The organism is Psychrobacter sp. CMS30 (assembly GCF_904846565.1).
Lineage (GTDB): Bacteria > Pseudomonadota > Gammaproteobacteria > Pseudomonadales > Moraxellaceae > Psychrobacter > Psychrobacter maritimus.
Genome location: NZ_CAJHBF010000008.1, coordinates 1 through 16,393, shown reverse-complemented (window position 1 = coordinate 16,393; position 16,393 = coordinate 1). Strand labels below are relative to the sequence as shown.

Annotated in this window: 15 protein-coding genes; 3 read left to right on the top strand and 12 right to left on the bottom strand. The window is 43.1% G+C overall.

From position 1 onward, the window contains the following. Positions 1-128 precede the first annotated feature (128 nt). The 6 genes from JMX94_RS05735 to JMX94_RS05710 form a co-directional block, all read right to left on the bottom strand. Positions 129-2,354, bottom strand: a complete 2,226-nt coding sequence (locus tag JMX94_RS05735; protein WP_201564036.1) for a PhoX family phosphatase — start codon at positions 2,352-2,354, stop codon at positions 129-131. 219 nt (positions 2,355-2,573) lie between these two features. Continuing rightward, a complete protein-coding gene (locus JMX94_RS05730; RefSeq protein WP_201564034.1) occupies positions 2,574-3,461 on the bottom strand; it encodes a hypothetical protein in 888 nt (295 codons plus the stop codon). A gap of 54 nt (positions 3,462-3,515) precedes the next feature. Next, entirely contained in the window at positions 3,516-4,058 is a 543-nt protein-coding gene (locus JMX94_RS05725; RefSeq protein ID WP_201564033.1) for a DUF3124 domain-containing protein, read from the bottom strand. A 17-nt stretch (positions 4,059-4,075) separates the two neighbouring features. Next, positions 4,076-4,777, bottom strand: coding sequence for a TrkA family potassium uptake protein (locus tag JMX94_RS05720; RefSeq protein ID WP_201564031.1), 702 nt, complete (start codon positions 4,775-4,777; stop codon positions 4,076-4,078). Positions 4,778-4,888: 111 nt separating this feature from the next. Then, the gene (locus JMX94_RS05715; protein ID WP_201564029.1) at positions 4,889-6,649 is read right to left on the bottom strand and encodes a TrkH family potassium uptake protein; all 1,761 of its coding nucleotides are present in this window, start codon (positions 6,647-6,649) and stop codon (positions 4,889-4,891) included. Positions 6,650-7,039: 390 nt separating this feature from the next. After that, on the bottom strand, positions 7,040-7,486 hold the full coding sequence (locus tag JMX94_RS05710; protein ID WP_201564027.1) for a PACE efflux transporter: 447 nt from the start codon (positions 7,484-7,486) through the stop codon (positions 7,040-7,042). 100 nt (positions 7,487-7,586) lie between these two features. Between JMX94_RS05710 and JMX94_RS05705 the strand changes: the two genes are divergently transcribed. Continuing rightward, positions 7,587-8,471 (top strand): LysR family transcriptional regulator, encoded by an 885-nt coding sequence (locus JMX94_RS05705; RefSeq protein ID WP_201564025.1) that lies wholly within the window; start codon positions 7,587-7,589, stop codon positions 8,469-8,471. Between the two features lie 150 nt (positions 8,472-8,621). On the opposite strand, the gene JMX94_RS05700 is transcribed toward JMX94_RS05705, so the two are convergent. From JMX94_RS05700 to JMX94_RS05685, 4 genes are all read right to left on the bottom strand, one after another. Next, the gene (locus JMX94_RS05700) at positions 8,622-9,356 is read right to left on the bottom strand and encodes an HAD family hydrolase (protein ID WP_201564023.1); all 735 of its coding nucleotides are present in this window, start codon (positions 9,354-9,356) and stop codon (positions 8,622-8,624) included. After that, on the bottom strand, positions 9,356-10,498 hold the full coding sequence (locus tag JMX94_RS05695; RefSeq protein WP_201564021.1) for a TIGR03364 family FAD-dependent oxidoreductase: 1,143 nt from the start codon (positions 10,496-10,498) through the stop codon (positions 9,356-9,358). Before JMX94_RS05695 ends, JMX94_RS05700 begins: the two co-directional genes overlap by 1 nt. A gap of 94 nt (positions 10,499-10,592) precedes the next feature. Beyond that, the gene (locus JMX94_RS05690) at positions 10,593-11,585 is read right to left on the bottom strand and encodes an ABC transporter substrate-binding protein (protein ID WP_201564019.1); all 993 of its coding nucleotides are present in this window, start codon (positions 11,583-11,585) and stop codon (positions 10,593-10,595) included. A 67-nt stretch (positions 11,586-11,652) separates the two neighbouring features. After that, on the bottom strand, positions 11,653-12,729 hold the full coding sequence (locus tag JMX94_RS05685; protein WP_227673528.1) for an ABC transporter permease subunit: 1,077 nt from the start codon (positions 12,727-12,729) through the stop codon (positions 11,653-11,655). A 62-nt stretch (positions 12,730-12,791) separates the two neighbouring features. Between JMX94_RS05685 and JMX94_RS05680 the strand changes: the two genes are divergently transcribed. Continuing rightward, positions 12,792-13,772, top strand: a complete 981-nt coding sequence (locus JMX94_RS05680; RefSeq protein ID WP_201564017.1) for a DnaJ C-terminal domain-containing protein — start codon at positions 12,792-12,794, stop codon at positions 13,770-13,772. Positions 13,773-13,890: 118 nt separating this feature from the next. Next, a complete protein-coding gene (locus JMX94_RS05675) occupies positions 13,891-14,214 on the top strand; it encodes a chaperone modulator CbpM (RefSeq protein ID WP_201564015.1) in 324 nt (107 codons plus the stop codon). Between the two features lie 129 nt (positions 14,215-14,343). Here the strand turns inward: JMX94_RS05675 and sstT are convergent, their stop codons facing one another. Together sstT and JMX94_RS05665 are read right to left on the bottom strand one after the other, a co-directional pair. Then, positions 14,344-15,546, bottom strand: coding sequence for a serine/threonine transporter SstT (gene sstT / locus JMX94_RS05670; protein WP_201564013.1), 1,203 nt, complete (start codon positions 15,544-15,546; stop codon positions 14,344-14,346). A 200-nt stretch (positions 15,547-15,746) separates the two neighbouring features. After that, positions 15,747-16,256 (bottom strand): DNA polymerase III subunit chi, encoded by a 510-nt coding sequence (locus tag JMX94_RS05665; protein ID WP_201564011.1) that lies wholly within the window; start codon positions 16,254-16,256, stop codon positions 15,747-15,749. Positions 16,257-16,393: the final 137 nt, after the last annotated feature.

Here is a 16,393-nt window from a genome sequence, read left to right as displayed (position 1 = left end):
TAAAACTGACGTTTAAAAACACAATAACCAATATACTTGCATCCTTATTCCCTATAAACAGAGAAAAGAATATCAAGCATATTGGTTTTTTTGTTGAAGATTAAGAGGATTCTTAAGTGCTACTACTGTTAAGTGCTACTGCTTACGGTATCAAATGACTCAGCCAATATCACATCGCCATCTTCACGCGTAATCATGACCGTCGCTGAGCGCGGGGTACTGCCACCTGCAACGGCGCCCCAGCTGTTGCCTGGATGTTGAATGTTAATAAAGAGGGTTTTAAAGTCTGGTGTCATGGTGATACCGGTCACCTCGCAGCCCTCAGGACCGACGAAAAAGCGTTTGATATTGTCATTACTGGCAGGCATGCCGACTCGGGTTTGCTGCCCTGCTGAAGTGGTCATAAGCGAACCATCGCTGACTGTGCCCGGTAGTGCCGCAAGCAACATACAACTGCTGGTATCCGTATAAGCGCCATCATCTGTCTGAATCCATAACACCCCGCGTGGATCAAAATACAGTCCGTCTGGCGACGATAAATCGTTGTTGTCATTTAGCTGTGATAAGTTCTCCGCTGACAAATCACTTGGCGAGGCAAACAAATAAATATCCCACTCAAAACTTGTAGCTGCATGATTGCCGCCTGCTTCTGCCCAGCGAATGATATGACCATTGTCATTACCGCGCACTTTGCCGCCAACTTGATAGCTGCGTGGATTCGACGCTGAGAGCGGTTGATCATCACTTACGCCGCGATATTTATTATTGGTCAAGGTCACATATACCTCACCCGTTATTGGGCTGACCGATACCCATTCAGGTCGATCCATCTTAGTCGCCCCAACGACATCAGCCGCGGCACGAGCAAAGACCAATACCTCATCTTGTCCATGAAACGGCAAGACAGTATTAGAGGCATCCAGTCCATTTTGACCATGGACAAGTGCTTTCCACGCCCCGCTGCCATCTTCATTAAAAATAGCAACATATAGCGTGCCATCGTCCAAATATTTATTGCCCGCTTTTAAGCCGCCGCCAATATCAGCATTTGACCACGTGGCTTTTGAGACGAATTTATAAATATATTCGCCGCGGGCATCATCGCCCATATAAAAGACCACGGGTTTACCTTGTTCAACAGGCGCATAGGCACAGTTTTCGTGAGCAAAACGACCCAATGCCGTGCGTTTTTGCGGTATAGAATGTTGGTCAAAAGGGTCAATCTCGGTGATATAACCAAAGGTATTGAATGCATGACGGTAGTCATCGGCAGCGCTGGCACCCACGGCGGTCATATCCCAACGTGAAAACTCGTCAGGGATAGCAGCATCTTTGGCATCAGGCGTATGCCACAGATATTCCCAACCGGGGAAATCCTCTGTCGCCCCGTAGCGCTCACGACCGTAGTTGTGTCCAGCGCTCAATTGATTGGCATCTTGTCCACGGGCAAAAACCCCTAAAAAGTTCTCTTCTGTGGTCAGATAAGTGCCCCAAGGTGAGAGACCTGCACCGCAGTTATTATTAATGCCGCGAGTTTGAAACCCTATCGGATCAAACTTGGTCTTAACCAAATCAGATCCCGCAACAGGACCTGTTAATTGGGCAGTCGTACTGCTGGTAATGCGGCGATTGTATTTCAAATTGGGTACCATCTCATAACCCATACCATCAGCGCGGCGGCGAATATCAACCACAGCGACCCCATGGAAGTTGACCTCGCGGCGCACGTCACTTGCAAGGCGACGGTTTTGAAAGATGGGTGCAGCGTTACTATCTTGGATGACATGATAACCAAACGGGCTAAGCTCACTACTGTTTACATATTCATGATTCATGACTAGCAGACCATTTTCTGACGCTTTGGCATCGTACGCATTGCCGTTTTTACCAAAAAACCACATGCCATCATGGTTGTCACCCATACGCCACTCAAACGACTCAGCGGACTGCTCGCGATTGTCTTTCCAATCCTCGATACCAGATATCAGCGGCATGCCTAGTGGTAATATCATCTCGGCTTTATAACCTGCTGCCACGCTCATCGTGTCAGCTTTTGAATGCGGTACGGCTGTAAACTTCAAAGTCTCAGGACGTTTTAAGTCACCTTGCGCAGGAATAGCGGCACTGTTATCGTCGCTGGGTTTAACAGGTAAATTGCTATCATCATCGTCGCTACAGCCGACCAAAGGTAGTGCGCCAAAAAACGCCGCCGCCGTCAACCCTGTGCCACCTTTGAGGATACTGCGGCGATTCATACGGCGATTGATAATGGTTTGAAAGTCAATATTATCAGTCGGGTTAGAATCTTCAATAACTTCGTGCGCAAGCGTTTGCTTGTTATTCAATGAGGTCATGTTCAGTCACCTTGTTAGGCTGGATTTAGTAGGCTGAGTTGGCATAAAAAATATCGCGGCGTTATCGTTATAACGACCAATATACGATTTATGTTTGAGTCTACTGAAACTCCATGACAACTTGATGACAAATTTTTAGATAATAATCTTTAAAAAACCATGCTGTTTTTGATATGTTAATCTAAGCATATAAAGCGCTACGTTATTTATATTGACGCCTTAAGAGCAACCTTCGACCAAATAGATAGCATCTGGTAACCCAATATCAATACTTTCAACCTCTCCCTTTAATAAGCTCCGATTATCTGCCGTCCACTCTGTTGAGTTAATTCTATAACCATTCAGCTTTTGACCGCCCTTGATATGATATTCAATCTGTATGGGCAACTTGTCTTCTTTATTATTCAGCTTGATGTTTTCGGCTTTTAACAACTCTCCGAGTTGTGGCTCTTTTAGCACCTCGAAGTTAACGTTAGCAATCAGGCTATAGTAGTCACCATCAACCGCATACTTATCGACTTCATAAGTCAGCTCGTTGTTATGCGCTTTCATCACCTCTGTCACTGCATCGCCAACATGGATGTCTGTATAAAAGGGTATATTTGGATCCTGAATAGCAATAAGAGCAACTTTGTTATCGATGATTTGATAGAGCACAGAGGCACGTTTACCGTATTCTTTATCCACATAGCTTAGGGCTGGATTACTGACGTAATAGCACTGCTCGTTGTCAGTTCTTTCTTTGGTCAGTCCTAGCTCATTTAGTAATTCAGGGGTAATAATCTGCCCAAAGCTTAGCTTTTGGTAGCCTGATGGATTGACGGTTTTATCATTAGATAACTTTTCTGCTTCGTTATTCTGTGCTTTATCCGCATTAGCAGGACTTATAGGCGCAGGATTTATAGAACTAGAATTGATAGACGCATTATCTTTCTCAGCCGTATTTTTATCTATATTATCCGTTTGCGCCGTGACATTATCATTTTCATTTGAATTTGCAGGCTGCGAGTCACAGCCTGCCAGCAGTTGCACCGTACCGAGCAATACAGTAGTAAATAGTACTGTTTTAATAGTTGCTAAAGATGAGCCTTGGGTAAAATCTAACATGGCAACTCTCCTAAATTTGGATTATCCATATTAATAAAGCATAAACAGCCATCACTACAAAACCGGCGTACCCTGCGTACTAAAAGCAAAGCCTTTATTGCTAAAATTACCGATCATCACGGCCTCAATGACGGGCTTGACGGTTTCATCTATCCCTTCAACTTCAATGATGAATTTTGCCCCAGAACCCCCTTTATCCTCTTCTTTTTCGACGATATAATTTAACGTCGCCATAGCGGGCAGCTCAATAGGCTCTTTTAAATACGACTTTACAAGGTCGCCATCGGTACTGTAATAATCTGTCTTATTAATATATAGCGATTTTTTTAAGGTGGTATTGCGCACGCTCAAAGTTGCTGATAATAAAACCTTACGATTATCCCTATCGGTATAAATATCTGAGTAAATTGGCACATAAAAGGTTTGTTTATAGCCAAACTGGCTATGATCGACTTTTTTAGACCGCTTCTCAAGCTCTTGAATGGGGTCTTGATGCTTCTCTGAAAACATGACATTCGGGTTTTGTTTCGACTCATCACAGCCGCTGAACAGCATGAGACTGGCAAGACATAGCACGGATATGCAGCACTTATTCATAACGTTATCCCTAGCGATTAGTGTACTTTAACCCCTACACTACGTAAAAAAGTATTGATATGTTTGTTAGCGCCATATACCACTAGCACATCATTTTCTTGTAGCACTTGCTCTGGTGTCGCTAGTCCCTGAATACTGGGTTTGCTTCGCTGACGGCCAAAGCTGTCTTCATAATGCTCATAGCGCATGGTACTCAATAGTTTGATATTAAACTTATTTTCTAGCTGTAATGTCGCTATTTGTTTGCCAATCAAAGGAGTAGGAATAGCAATCTCGACAATACTAAAGTTGTCAGTCAATTCAAAAGAATCAACGAAATAACGCAATGACAGCCGTTTTGCCCAGCGCATCGCCGATTCTTTTTCAGGATGAAAAATATCGTCGACCCCAATCGCTTGCAGTACTTTTTCATGTAAGGGGTTGATACTACGACTGATTAAGCGCTTTGCTTTTAAAGTTTTAAACAACGCCGTTGCCATAATGTTGGCCCCTTCGTTTTCCCCAATCGCCACCACCACTATATCGGTATCCATAATAGGCAAGCCATTGACCGTATATTCGTCGGTGGCATCCATGCAGATAGTATGAGTGATGGCTTCTTTATACGCTTCAACCTTTTGCATGCTGCTATCAATGGCGATGACTTCAAGACCTTGGCTCGTCAACGCCATGCCTAACGAAGACCCAAAACTACCCAAACCTGCAATGATGTATTTCATAATATTCCTTGTCACTCATGCCACCGTAAAAGCAGCAATTGCGACGTGTTTAGTTAATGCCTAATGAGTTATAAATTATTTTTTAATTAACATTTTTTAATTAACATTAAGTTAATTGATAGTAATCTCTTCAGTCGGATAACGATAGTTACGCTGATATCTATTCTTCAGTAACGCAATAAATATCGTCAACATCCCCACCCGCCCAACAAACATAATCACCGAGACAACCAGCTTATTAAAGGTCGATAGCTCGGTGGTCAAATTTAAGCTCAAACCAACCGTACTATAGGCAGAAAAGCATTCAAAAATCACTTTAATCAAATCAAGCTCGGGCTGATCGTAACTGATAAGAGTGACCCCCATGCCAATCACAAATAAAGACAGCCACATAATGGAAAACGCCCGACGAATAGAGATGTCAGCAATCTCGCGCTGAAACACTTCAACCTTGGTCTGACCACGGGCTAAGCTCAAGGTGTTTAACACTGCAATGGCAAAGGTGCTGGTTTTTATACCGCCGCCGGTAGAATTTGGTGAAGCACCAATCCACATCAAAAAAATCGTCAGCATAATAGTCGGAAACGCGAGCGCATCCATATCGGCAATATTAAAACCTGCGGTACGCGGAGTGGCCGCCGTAAATAGCCCTGTGATTAGCTTAGCGTAAAAACTCTGATGCTCAGCAAGGATGCCGTTATATTCAAACAGCATGACCCCGACCACACCAATTAATAATAAAGCACCAGAGGTAATTAACGTAATACGGCTATTGATACTCAGTAGCCACGGCTGATAGCCGTAACGTGGATCATTTTGGAAAATCGCCCTTTGGGCCCGGTGACGCAGAAAGCGCAATAGATTGACGACAATGATAAAACCCATGCCGCCAAATAAGAAAGTGGTACTAATAATAAGCTGTAGCGGATAATTAAAGCGTAGCGACTCATCGTATAAGCCGGCGCTAAAGGTCGAAAATCCTGCATTACAAAAAGCAGAGATGGCATGAAATATCGCAAAAAACAGCCTTTGTGTAAAGCTCATCCCGGGTAAATCATAGATACTAATATAAATCAAAATCGCAGCCAGTGCCTCAACCCCAAAAGTCACATATAAAATGGACTTAAGGGTGGTGACCATATCGCCCATCCGTCGTGAGACGTTCATTTCACTGATACTAAGCTGCGTCTCATAACTGACGCCGCCCTTAAAAAAGTAACTAAAGTAGGTCACAAAGGTCAGAATACCCAAACCGCCAATTTGAATCAGCCCGATGATAATCAGCTGCCCAAACGTGGTAAAACGGGTCGCCGTATCCACCACAATCAGCCCTGTCACACAGACTGCACTAGTGGCCGTAAATAGCGCATCGACAAAGGATATCGGCTCAGTGGTGGCATTGGGCATCATCAGCAGCAATGCTCCGACCAATACCACGGACAAAAAACTTAAGATAAAAAATTGACCCGGGTTTAAAAAAGCCCGATTAAGGCTGAAATTATTGTCCGATATCTCACGGATAAAGGTGACAAAAACAGCAATCTTAATCGCAATAAAACCATCTACCGGCATCGATAATCCGGAGCGCGCCAGCTCAAAGAAATGCACCGCCAATAGCACAACAATAGCGACACTGGTTAGTAAATCGAAAACTGCAACTTTATTGACCGACAAGCGCGACTTTGAGCGCATATAGCGCCCTACCGTGGCCACAAAACCCAATAAAATAATCGTTAAATAAAAAATATGAAAAATATGCTGTAGCCATGTCGTGAGCGTAAAACCACTATCGACTAAGGCAATTCCAACGCCAATGGCGCCAATAACAATCGTGAACTTATTCAACAGCCGATACGGCAGGGCTGGATGCATAGCCTAATTCCATGAAAGGAGTAACGATAATACTTATACGCCTTTTTTTCGCCATCCACTAAGACTGTTTTTAAAGAATCGTAACCAGTTATGACATCTTTTATGCTTGTCTTTTGTTCAATATCTAACCTCGCAGCCTTTATTGTAAATACAATTATTCTGCACCGATAGGCAATCTATATTTTTTGAATAAAATGATTAGGATTTCAAAATCGATACCAAGCACAGGCGTCATATACAGACTTGCTTAACCTTAAAGCAAAAAAGCTTTCAAGCTATATATCTTATAGCTTGAAAGCTTTTTTAGCACTTATTTACAGCAGGTGTTTACAGCGATTCTTTATAACAGTTATTAATATCAGACATAACCTAAATTATTGTTAGCTCGACTTATATAGAAACCGCGCTATTTTTTACATATTTAAAATACTGTATCGGGAAAATCTTGTCATAAGCCCAGTTATAAGAGAAGGTATAAGCCAAATAAAATCCAACCAATGACGCATCCATAATAAAGGCTTGCCATAAACTAATGCCAAGATACCATGAGACCATGGGCAGATATAGAAGCAGCAAACCGCCCTCAAATAGCAGTACATGAAGCACTCGAATCGCTGGGGTCTTAAATGTGCTGCGTTTAAACTTTACCATGCCTTTATCAAAAACAATATTGAAACCGTAGTTCCATATAGTCGCTATGATAGAGCCTACGATGGCAATAACACCGATATCTTTGATATCAAAATCGAAAAAGAAGCTCATAATGGGAATGGATAGTATTAATGCAATTATTTCAAATCCAACAGCGTGACGTATACGATCTCTATGAGTTCGCATGATTAATCCTTATAGAATATACATTCATATTACTTAGTTGACTCTATTGTATCTGTTAAACTAATAGATCAAAGTTACTGTCTATAGGAAAAACCGATACATGAACTTTTCTTTAGAGCAACTACAAGCATTTGTGGCAACGGTAGAGACTGGCTCGTTTTCGGCAGCAGGACGGCGGCTTGGCAAAGCACAATCATCGGTTAGTGCGGCGGTGGCAAATTTAGAAATCGACTTGGACAACGTGTTATTTACTCGAAATAGTCGCTATCCTGAATTGACGGAGGAAGGCAAACGGCTGCTAGCTGAAGCGTATTTAATACTGGAGCGCTGCGCGCATTTCTTCGGGGTGGCCAAAAGCTTAAGTGAAGGTGTCGAAAGCCGTTTGGTGCTGGCAGTCGATGACCTTTATCCGTCAGAGTGGCTGGCGCGATTGCTCGATGAGTTTGATAACTTGTTTCCTACTGTGGAGTTAGAATTGCTGTTGCCCATCATGGAAGATGTTAGTCGTTTGATTTTAGAAAAGCGCGCGGATCTAGGCATTACGTGGAGCCAAGAGGATTTGCCATCGGCTATTAGGTTTCATACCTTAGGCTGGATTCCGCTTAAGATGGTTTGTGCCCCTGAGCATGAAATAGCAAACCGAGTGGTCAGCTGGGAGGACTTAAAAAGATATCGTCAGCTCATTGTTGCAACGCGCAACGAGAGTAAAGAAAAATCACGCCTACGGGTTGCCGCCGATGTATGGTGGGTTGAGAGTCAGTGGGTGATTATTGAGCTTGTCCAGCGTAACCTTGGTTGGGCATTGGTGCCTGAGCATATTATCGTTGATGCGTTAAAGGATGGCTCTTTGGTGTCGCCAAAACTGGATTTTGATAAGCACAGTTGGCCCGTTGCGGTTGAGCTGATTTGGCATAAAGAAAAACCGTTAGGTAAGGCTGGCACGTGGTTAAAGCAGGCGGTTATTACCTTAGATCAGCAAGCGTAATAGCCTTTCTTTATAGCTATCAATCAAGGGCTGATACCCTATCAATTATTCATTCGTTAAAATGGTGAAAAGCCCTCTTCGCTATTTTTACATAACGTAGAAGGCTTTCAGCAGAGTATTACTTTATAGACTTGCCTTATAGATTGATTTTTAAATCAACTGAGCCATATCAGTCAATTTATCCAATACTATATCTGGCAAGGACTTTTCAAGCTGTGCTTTGGTTTGCGCGCCGGTCAACACGCCTATACATAAGCCACAATTGGCATTTTCCCCTTCTCCGATATCGATGCCACTATCCCCTGCTTTTAACACTTGTTTTGAATCCTCAATACCAAATTTATCCATGGCAAGCGTAATCATATCTGGCGCAGGGCGACCATTCACCACATCATCAGCTGTAATTAGTGCATCAATCTCGCGACCTACTGACCACCCTAAAATGTCTAATATCTTATTGGCAGTCTTTGCGTCATAGCCCGTATTTAAAACCACTGTTCTACCACTGGCTTTTAGCTTATTAAACAGCTCCAGCATGCCATCAAAGGTAGCCAAAGTATCTGCTGTATAAGCCTCTGCCAAGTGAGTTTTGAAAATCGTAAATGCGGTATCGGTAAGTGACTTAATATCAGCCTCAGCGATATCTAATTCATTCAGTATGTCATTGATCGCTTGACGTTTTTCCTTGCCAGCGCCAAATTCTAAGCAGATATCTAAATCAACTTCTTTATCCGCTTTATCGCCATCGCTAAGCGCTTGATTGATCGCATCGCGTACTGTTTTATAAACGAGATTGTCTTCATTGACAGTCGTGCCTGCCATATCAAAAACGCATAATTTAATATGATTGAATGGTTCTTTAATACTATTAATATCTGTACTCATTATTTTGACTCCAATACGAAATGAATTAACTCTTCACCAAATGCAAAGCCTGTCGATGCGCCAGCGCCGCTAGTGACAGAGCCGACAACCACGCCTTTTTCTGGTGAGGCTTTAAAAACCACGTTATCACCGCTGGGATAAACACCTAACCAATGCTGCACGATATCAATCTCGCCAACATCCATGACTTGATGGAACTCGTTAATGATTAAATCATCAACTCGCACATCTCTAAATGGCAGCTCTCTATCGTTATAATCATGGCTATCACCAATGATGAGAGAACCGTCAGCAGATTGCACTACAATCAGATGGACGCCTGCTTTGCGCTCAGCTGACTGAATATTATCCAGCAATGAGATTAACCTTTGGGCTTCAGGTAATTGGGCAAATCCATCATAACGAGCAAAGCTTAAATCCGACATCACCGCTGCATTTAGCTTAAATGCTTTTTTTGGCATGACACGCATCATATTGAGCGTGCAAAGTTTGGCCTTAGCCTGCGCTAAAGTCTCTGGATATAAGCTATGCAAGTCTGTACCGGGACAGACCACACAATGCTCTGCTTGCAGCGTACCACGACTGGTATGAACGATAGGTAGCTCGATGGAATGCACAGTGGTTTTATTATAAAAATCTACGCCATGCGCTCGACTTAGCCAATTCGCCAGTTTGCCAATGGCGGTTTTTGATTCGACTCTGAGCTCATGAGGACTATATAACACCCCCAAACCGTCTTTAAGATAAGGCGTATTTTCTGCTATTTCAGCTTGCGTCAGCAATCGACAAGACGCGCCCATCTCTGTTTGTAAAAATGCTTCAGCGATATCCATCGCTTCCGGGCGTTGAATGAGCATATGCAGACCGCTATGCTCCACCTCGATACCTGCTTTGGGAGCAATATCTGCCCAGATATTACGCGTATGCATGGCTCGCTGCCAATGCGCGCCACTTTGCTGCCCACTCACGGTGACAAAACCAAAATTACGTACTGACGCATCTTTATTTTGTGACTCACGCTCGACCAACGCCACACTCAGACCTTTTTTAACCGCAGCATAAGCGCTGGCAAGACCGACGATGCCACCACCGACGATTACCACATCGTATTTTTTTTCAGACAATTTGCTTGTTAACTGCACTTTGATGTTCCTTAATTTTATTTACTTTTAAATGCTATTTTTTTAGGAAGCTTAGAACTTATATCTCAAATTTAGCCAGCCCTGGTTGCAACGCTTATAGCTTTTGACCGTGAAAAAATGCTCTGTGCTTATCTAATAGCTCAGCGGTAAGTGGCTCAGCATAGGTTTTTACATTTTTGATTTGATTCTCAGATGCAACAGTTTCACCGTCATAGATGATATTTGGATATATTTCTAACAGTTGCGGTCGCGCATTTTTGACGATGATTTCGGCCATTTTCATCGCATTTTTATTGGTTTTATCGCCTTTATCGATGACAGCAACCGACTCACTCAGCGTATAGTTACCTTCGCTAGGATCGATGTAATCAATAGGCAGTCCTTCTGCTTTATTAACGACTGCTTGATGGCGCATGCCAAAGCCAATAGGCACTTCACCTGCCATTACTTTCTTCAATGGACCTGACCCTGATAATTCTAAATTTGGCCCCGCGTTTTCACGAATATTATTCATGATGGTTTGCCCCTCGGCATCCATGCCATAGGTAGCAGTGATATTCTGCACAAATAACCAACCGGTCGATGAGCCATTGGGATCAACCATGGCAAGTTTATTTTTATAGATGGGTTTTGCCAAATCTTTGGCACTGGCTGGTCTAGGCAAATTTTGCGCGGCCATCTCTTTGGTGTTTAAAATAATCGCGCCAGTAAAGCTTAGAATGGGTGCATAGTAACTAGGAACCGCTACTTGGGGATTGACCTCAAAGCTGACATCCTTAAACATCGAATGTTTTGCCTGCGCGCTCTCTAAATAAAATGAGCTCATGGTGACTAAATCTGCCTCTATGTTCTTACCTTCGGCCAATAAACGCCCGCCAAGCTCACCCGTACCAAAGGATTGAAATATATATTGACCTTCATACCCAGCTTTATCTAATACTTCCTGAATAACCTCTACCGCTTCTTCGTCGGCATTGCTATAGATGATGACCTCCTCTGCGCTATTTCCCTCTGAAGAAGCTGAGCTACAGCCGGTCAAAATAATGCCGCACGTGAGACCTATTATTAACGTTTTTAATGAAAACATTTTTTATCCTATAGATTTTATTGAGTTTTAATGATTAAAGTTTGATTTGTATGGTCGATAACTATGCTTAAGTCGTCGTTGGCGCAACAAGCGTCCCATCTTTAGCTTTCGGTGTACCGTAGAGTCGTCGGCTATGTATATGACGAATGATGGCAAACAGTATCAAGGCGCAGATATTGGTCAGTAATATCATCAGCGATAAGATAAAAATCTCATCAAAGCGCGCAAAGTGCTGTAACTCTACGATTTTGGTGGTGAGCACCATGGTTTTGGCACCAGAGATAAAGATAACCGCGCTAATCGTTACCATGGCACTGATAAAATAAAACGAGGCCACTTCAATTAAGGTAAAAAATGAATTGGGAATCACAATGCGCCGCAGGGTCGTAAACCATGAATCACCCAATAAACTCGCCGTCGTCTCCCAGCCTAAGTTCATTTTAGCCAGTGCGTTTTTACTCATCAGATAAGGGGTGGCGAAGTAGTGAATGATGTTGCTTATCACGATAATAAAAATAGTATTGGCAATTGCTGAGCCTGAAAGCATCATAAGATAGGCAATTCCCACGACCATCCCTGGTACGGTGTTGGTGACCAAAGCTGAACTCTGGATACTGAATTTACCAATTCTGAATAAACCTGAGCGCTCGCATAATAACGCTGAAAAGTAAGTGATTAAGGTACCGAAGATAGCCGTCAATACCGCTACGATGAGTGAGTTTTTATAGACCCGCATTAGATTGGCAGATTCTAAAACCTTGCTGACGGTTTCCGTGCTGAATTGCATTTGATAAGGCCATGTCTTTATCCATGGAATGATAAATATCACCGCAAAGACCATCAGTAAGCAAAACAAGATAACGCTCGATAATACGGCTAATACTCGGTCTTTGATTTTCGAAGAAGGCAAGTCGATATTTTCAACCGAATCGTAGCGGATATTAAAGCGCGCGACATACCAGAGTATGGCAATACTCAATACCGATGGAATGAGCATAAACAGTGCGACCACCGCCCCTTTTTCAAACGAAGGAGACGCGCCTAATATTTGTGTATAAAGCTCAATAGCGATGACTTTATATTGCCCACCAATGGACGCTGGGATACCAAAATCCGTAAAGGCTAAAAAAAAACATTGAATCATTGCCGCCATATTATGTATTAAATAAATGATCAGTAATAAATACTATAAGAAGGAAAAATAACATGGCAGAGAAAAATTACTATGACATTTTAGGGGTCAAAAAAGACGCCACAGATGCTGAGATTAAAAAGAAATACCGTAAGCTGGTACGTCAATATCATCCTGATGTCAGCAACGCCCCAGATGCTGATAATAAGATTGCTGAAATTAATAATGCTTATGAAACTATTAGAGATAAAGATAAGCGCGCTGAATATGATGCCATGCTAAACAATCCATTTGCCGGTCAGGGTGGTGGCGGCTTTGGTGGCAGCTCTGCTGGCGGCGCACAAGGCGGTTTCCGCTGGGAAGATATCAAAGATCAGTTTGGCGAAGGCCAAGCTTATGGCGATGGCGGTTTTCGCTTCGACGATATTTTCTCCGCTTTTGGCGGCGGTGGCGGCGCGCGCGGACAATCGCAGCAGGGCGGTTTTAGGTCGCAAAATAGCCAAGGTCAAGACCAACATGCAGAGATTACCGTTGATTTGTCCTCGGTCTACAGCGGCGATGACTATAGTATTAAATTAAACGTTCCCGTTCGCCAGCCAAATGGCAGCGTCGATTACGAAAATAAAACCTTGAAAATTAAAATTCCAAAAGGCATTACTGATGGCAAGCAAATTCGTTTAGCAGGGCAAGGTGCGGCCGGTATTGGTGGCGGTAAAAACGGTGATTTGTTTTTAAAGGTAAAAATCCGTCATGCGGATAATATCCGTATCGAAGGCGCTGATGTCTATCAGACGGTCAATGTAGCGCCATGGGAAGCGGCACTGGGCGAAAAAATTAACGTCAGTACCCCAGCAGGAACGCTTGGCGTGACGATTCCCAAAAATAGCAAATCAGGTAGCAATTTACGTTTAAGAGGTAAAGGTATTCCTGCTAAGCAAGCGGGCGATTTATATTTAACCTTAAACATCGTCAACCCTGATATCAGCAGCGAGTCCGCTACCAAAGCCTACGAGCAGCTTAAAGAAGCCTTTGCTGAAACCAATATCAGCCGTTAATAAAATCGCATTTAAAAACGCCAAAAGCTACGAAAATAGCAGCAATATAACAAAGCAAACAGCAGAGATGAAGACCATACGATAACGATAAAATAAAGAGCAAACGAGGATAATCGCCATGAAACACTCGCCTGAATTTACCGACATTATCTTGAGCTTAGATGAGCTTGTATCTGCCTGTGGTCAAGAGCGCCAATGGGTCATCGAATTGATTGAAGAAAATATCATCGAATATGATGTGCCAGAGCGTCAGCAATTTACTGGTTATCAATTGACGACTGTGCGCCGTGCCTCACGCCTAAGTCGCGACTTTGAAGCGAGCGTACCGGCAATTGGACTGATACTTGAGCTATTAGATGAGGTGGAACAATTGCGTCAATTTAAACGCCAGCTAGACATGCAGACACCAGTGATTGAAGTAGATGTCGATCATTTAAAATAGTTTTTACAATAACAGTCTAAAGCAGTTATTTAAAATCACTGTTTAAATTAATAAATCACCCAATATTCAACACAAAAAAAGGGTCTCTATAATGAGACCCTTTATTATTTGCAAGTATCGTTTTAAAAACTAGCGCGCATATTTTGGATCAGCAGCGGCAGTAAATAAAACGTCGGTTGATGAGTTCAAGGCAGTTTCTGCAGAGTCCTGCACCACACCGATGATAAAGCCAAGTGCCACTACTTGCATGGCAATATCGTTTGGAATACTAAATAAGCTTGCTGCTAATGGAATCAAGAGTAATGAGCCACCAGCGACACCTGAGGCGCCGCAAGCACTAATCGTCGCGACCAAACTTAATAATAGCGCTGATGCAAACGATACTTCGATACCAAGCGTATGCGCTGCCGCAAGGGTCAAGACGTTAATCGTGATAGCAGCGCCTGCCATATTGATGGTTGCACCGAGTGGAATGGTGACCGAATAAGTGTCTTCGTGTAGACCCAATTTGCGCGCAAGGTTCATATTGACAGGGATATTGGCCGCTGAACTACGGGTAAAGAATGCGGTAATCCCTGACTCACGTAAGCAGGCAAACACCAACGGATAAGGGTTTTTACCTGTTTTAACCAATACAATCAGCGGGTTGACGATTAAAGCAATAAATAGCATACAGCCGACCAATACCATCAAGATATGGGCATAGCCCGCCAACGCGGCAAAGCCTGTCTCAGCAACGGTATTGGCAACCAAGCCTAAAATACCAAAAGGCGCTAGGGCGATGACCCATTTGACCACTTGTGAGATGGCGTCAGAAAAATCGCTGACCACGGTACGCGCGGTATCGCTGGCTTGACGTAGGGCAAAACCAATGATAATTGCCCACGCTAAGATACCAATATAATTGGCTTCAGCGATAGCCTGAACAGGGTTGGCGACCAAATTCATCAGCAAGTTGGTCAATACTTCTTGAAGGTTGGCAGGTGGTACTTGCTCAATGGTGGCATTGACCAATATCAGCTCTGTCGGGAATAAAAAACTTGCCGCAACCGCCGTTAATGCAGCCAAAAAAGTGCCGAACATATACATAATAAGCACAGGTTTGACATCCACTTCATTGCCGCTACGGTGTTGGCTAATGGCTGCCATGACCAAGATAAATACCAGTATCGGCGCGACCGCTTTTAGCGCCCCGACAAATAGCGTCCCTAATAATCCTAACGCAATACCGATATTTGGTGCCAGCCAGCCAATCAAAACCCCCAGTATTAAACCAATAATAATGAGCGGCACCAGCCCTATACGCTGATACATCGCAATCAATGAACGCATCTATACACCCTCGACTTTGTCAATAAATATAAAATTTATAATAGAACGGAAAAGTAATCGAAGGATGGTAGCATTTTTTGCGATAAGCGCCTACCTCTCACCCACGTAGACATGGGGTTATAGGGTAGTGAAAAAGCGTGGCACGGTAGGCAAATAAAGGGCGCTAGCAAGGTGAGAAAATAAAGATAAAAATCAATAAATTAAACTTTAAAGTGCGTGAGCTCATAGCCTAATTGTTGATAACTCTTATACTTATGACGACCTTCTTGCACGCTATTGGCATCAGGTTTTATCAGCTCAAGTACCCGAGTAGGCTGGGCATTATTGGTCGCTGCCATAAAGTCATTAACAGGATGGATGGTGGTATTCAGGACAATACCTTTAAAGTCGGCTGGCATATAGCTGCCCAATAAAACGGGTGCTAACGGTTGACTGTTGATAGGGTTAATAGCCGTATTTTCGCTATGGCTAGTATCAGTATCAGTATCAGCACCAATATTAGAATCTAAAAGCCGCTGATGCGGTATAAAGCTTGTGGCATCATGTGCCCATAGTGCTTCATCAAGCGTCGATAGCAAGGCATCTTGTTTGTCGATAAGAATCAGTAACGACTGGCTGCTTTTATTAAGCGCCGTTTGGGTTAGCTGACAAATAAAGCCCAAGAAATCTTGGGCTTTACTCTCACTTAAAACATAAAAACTAACTTTCATAAACTGGTCTTCATCAATGAATTATTCACAACTGATTAAGCCATGTTTGCGCTGTTTTTGAGGTATTGCATAAACAATGGTACAGGACGACCGGTTGCCGCTTTATCTTTACCTGAATTCCATGCGGTACCAGCGAT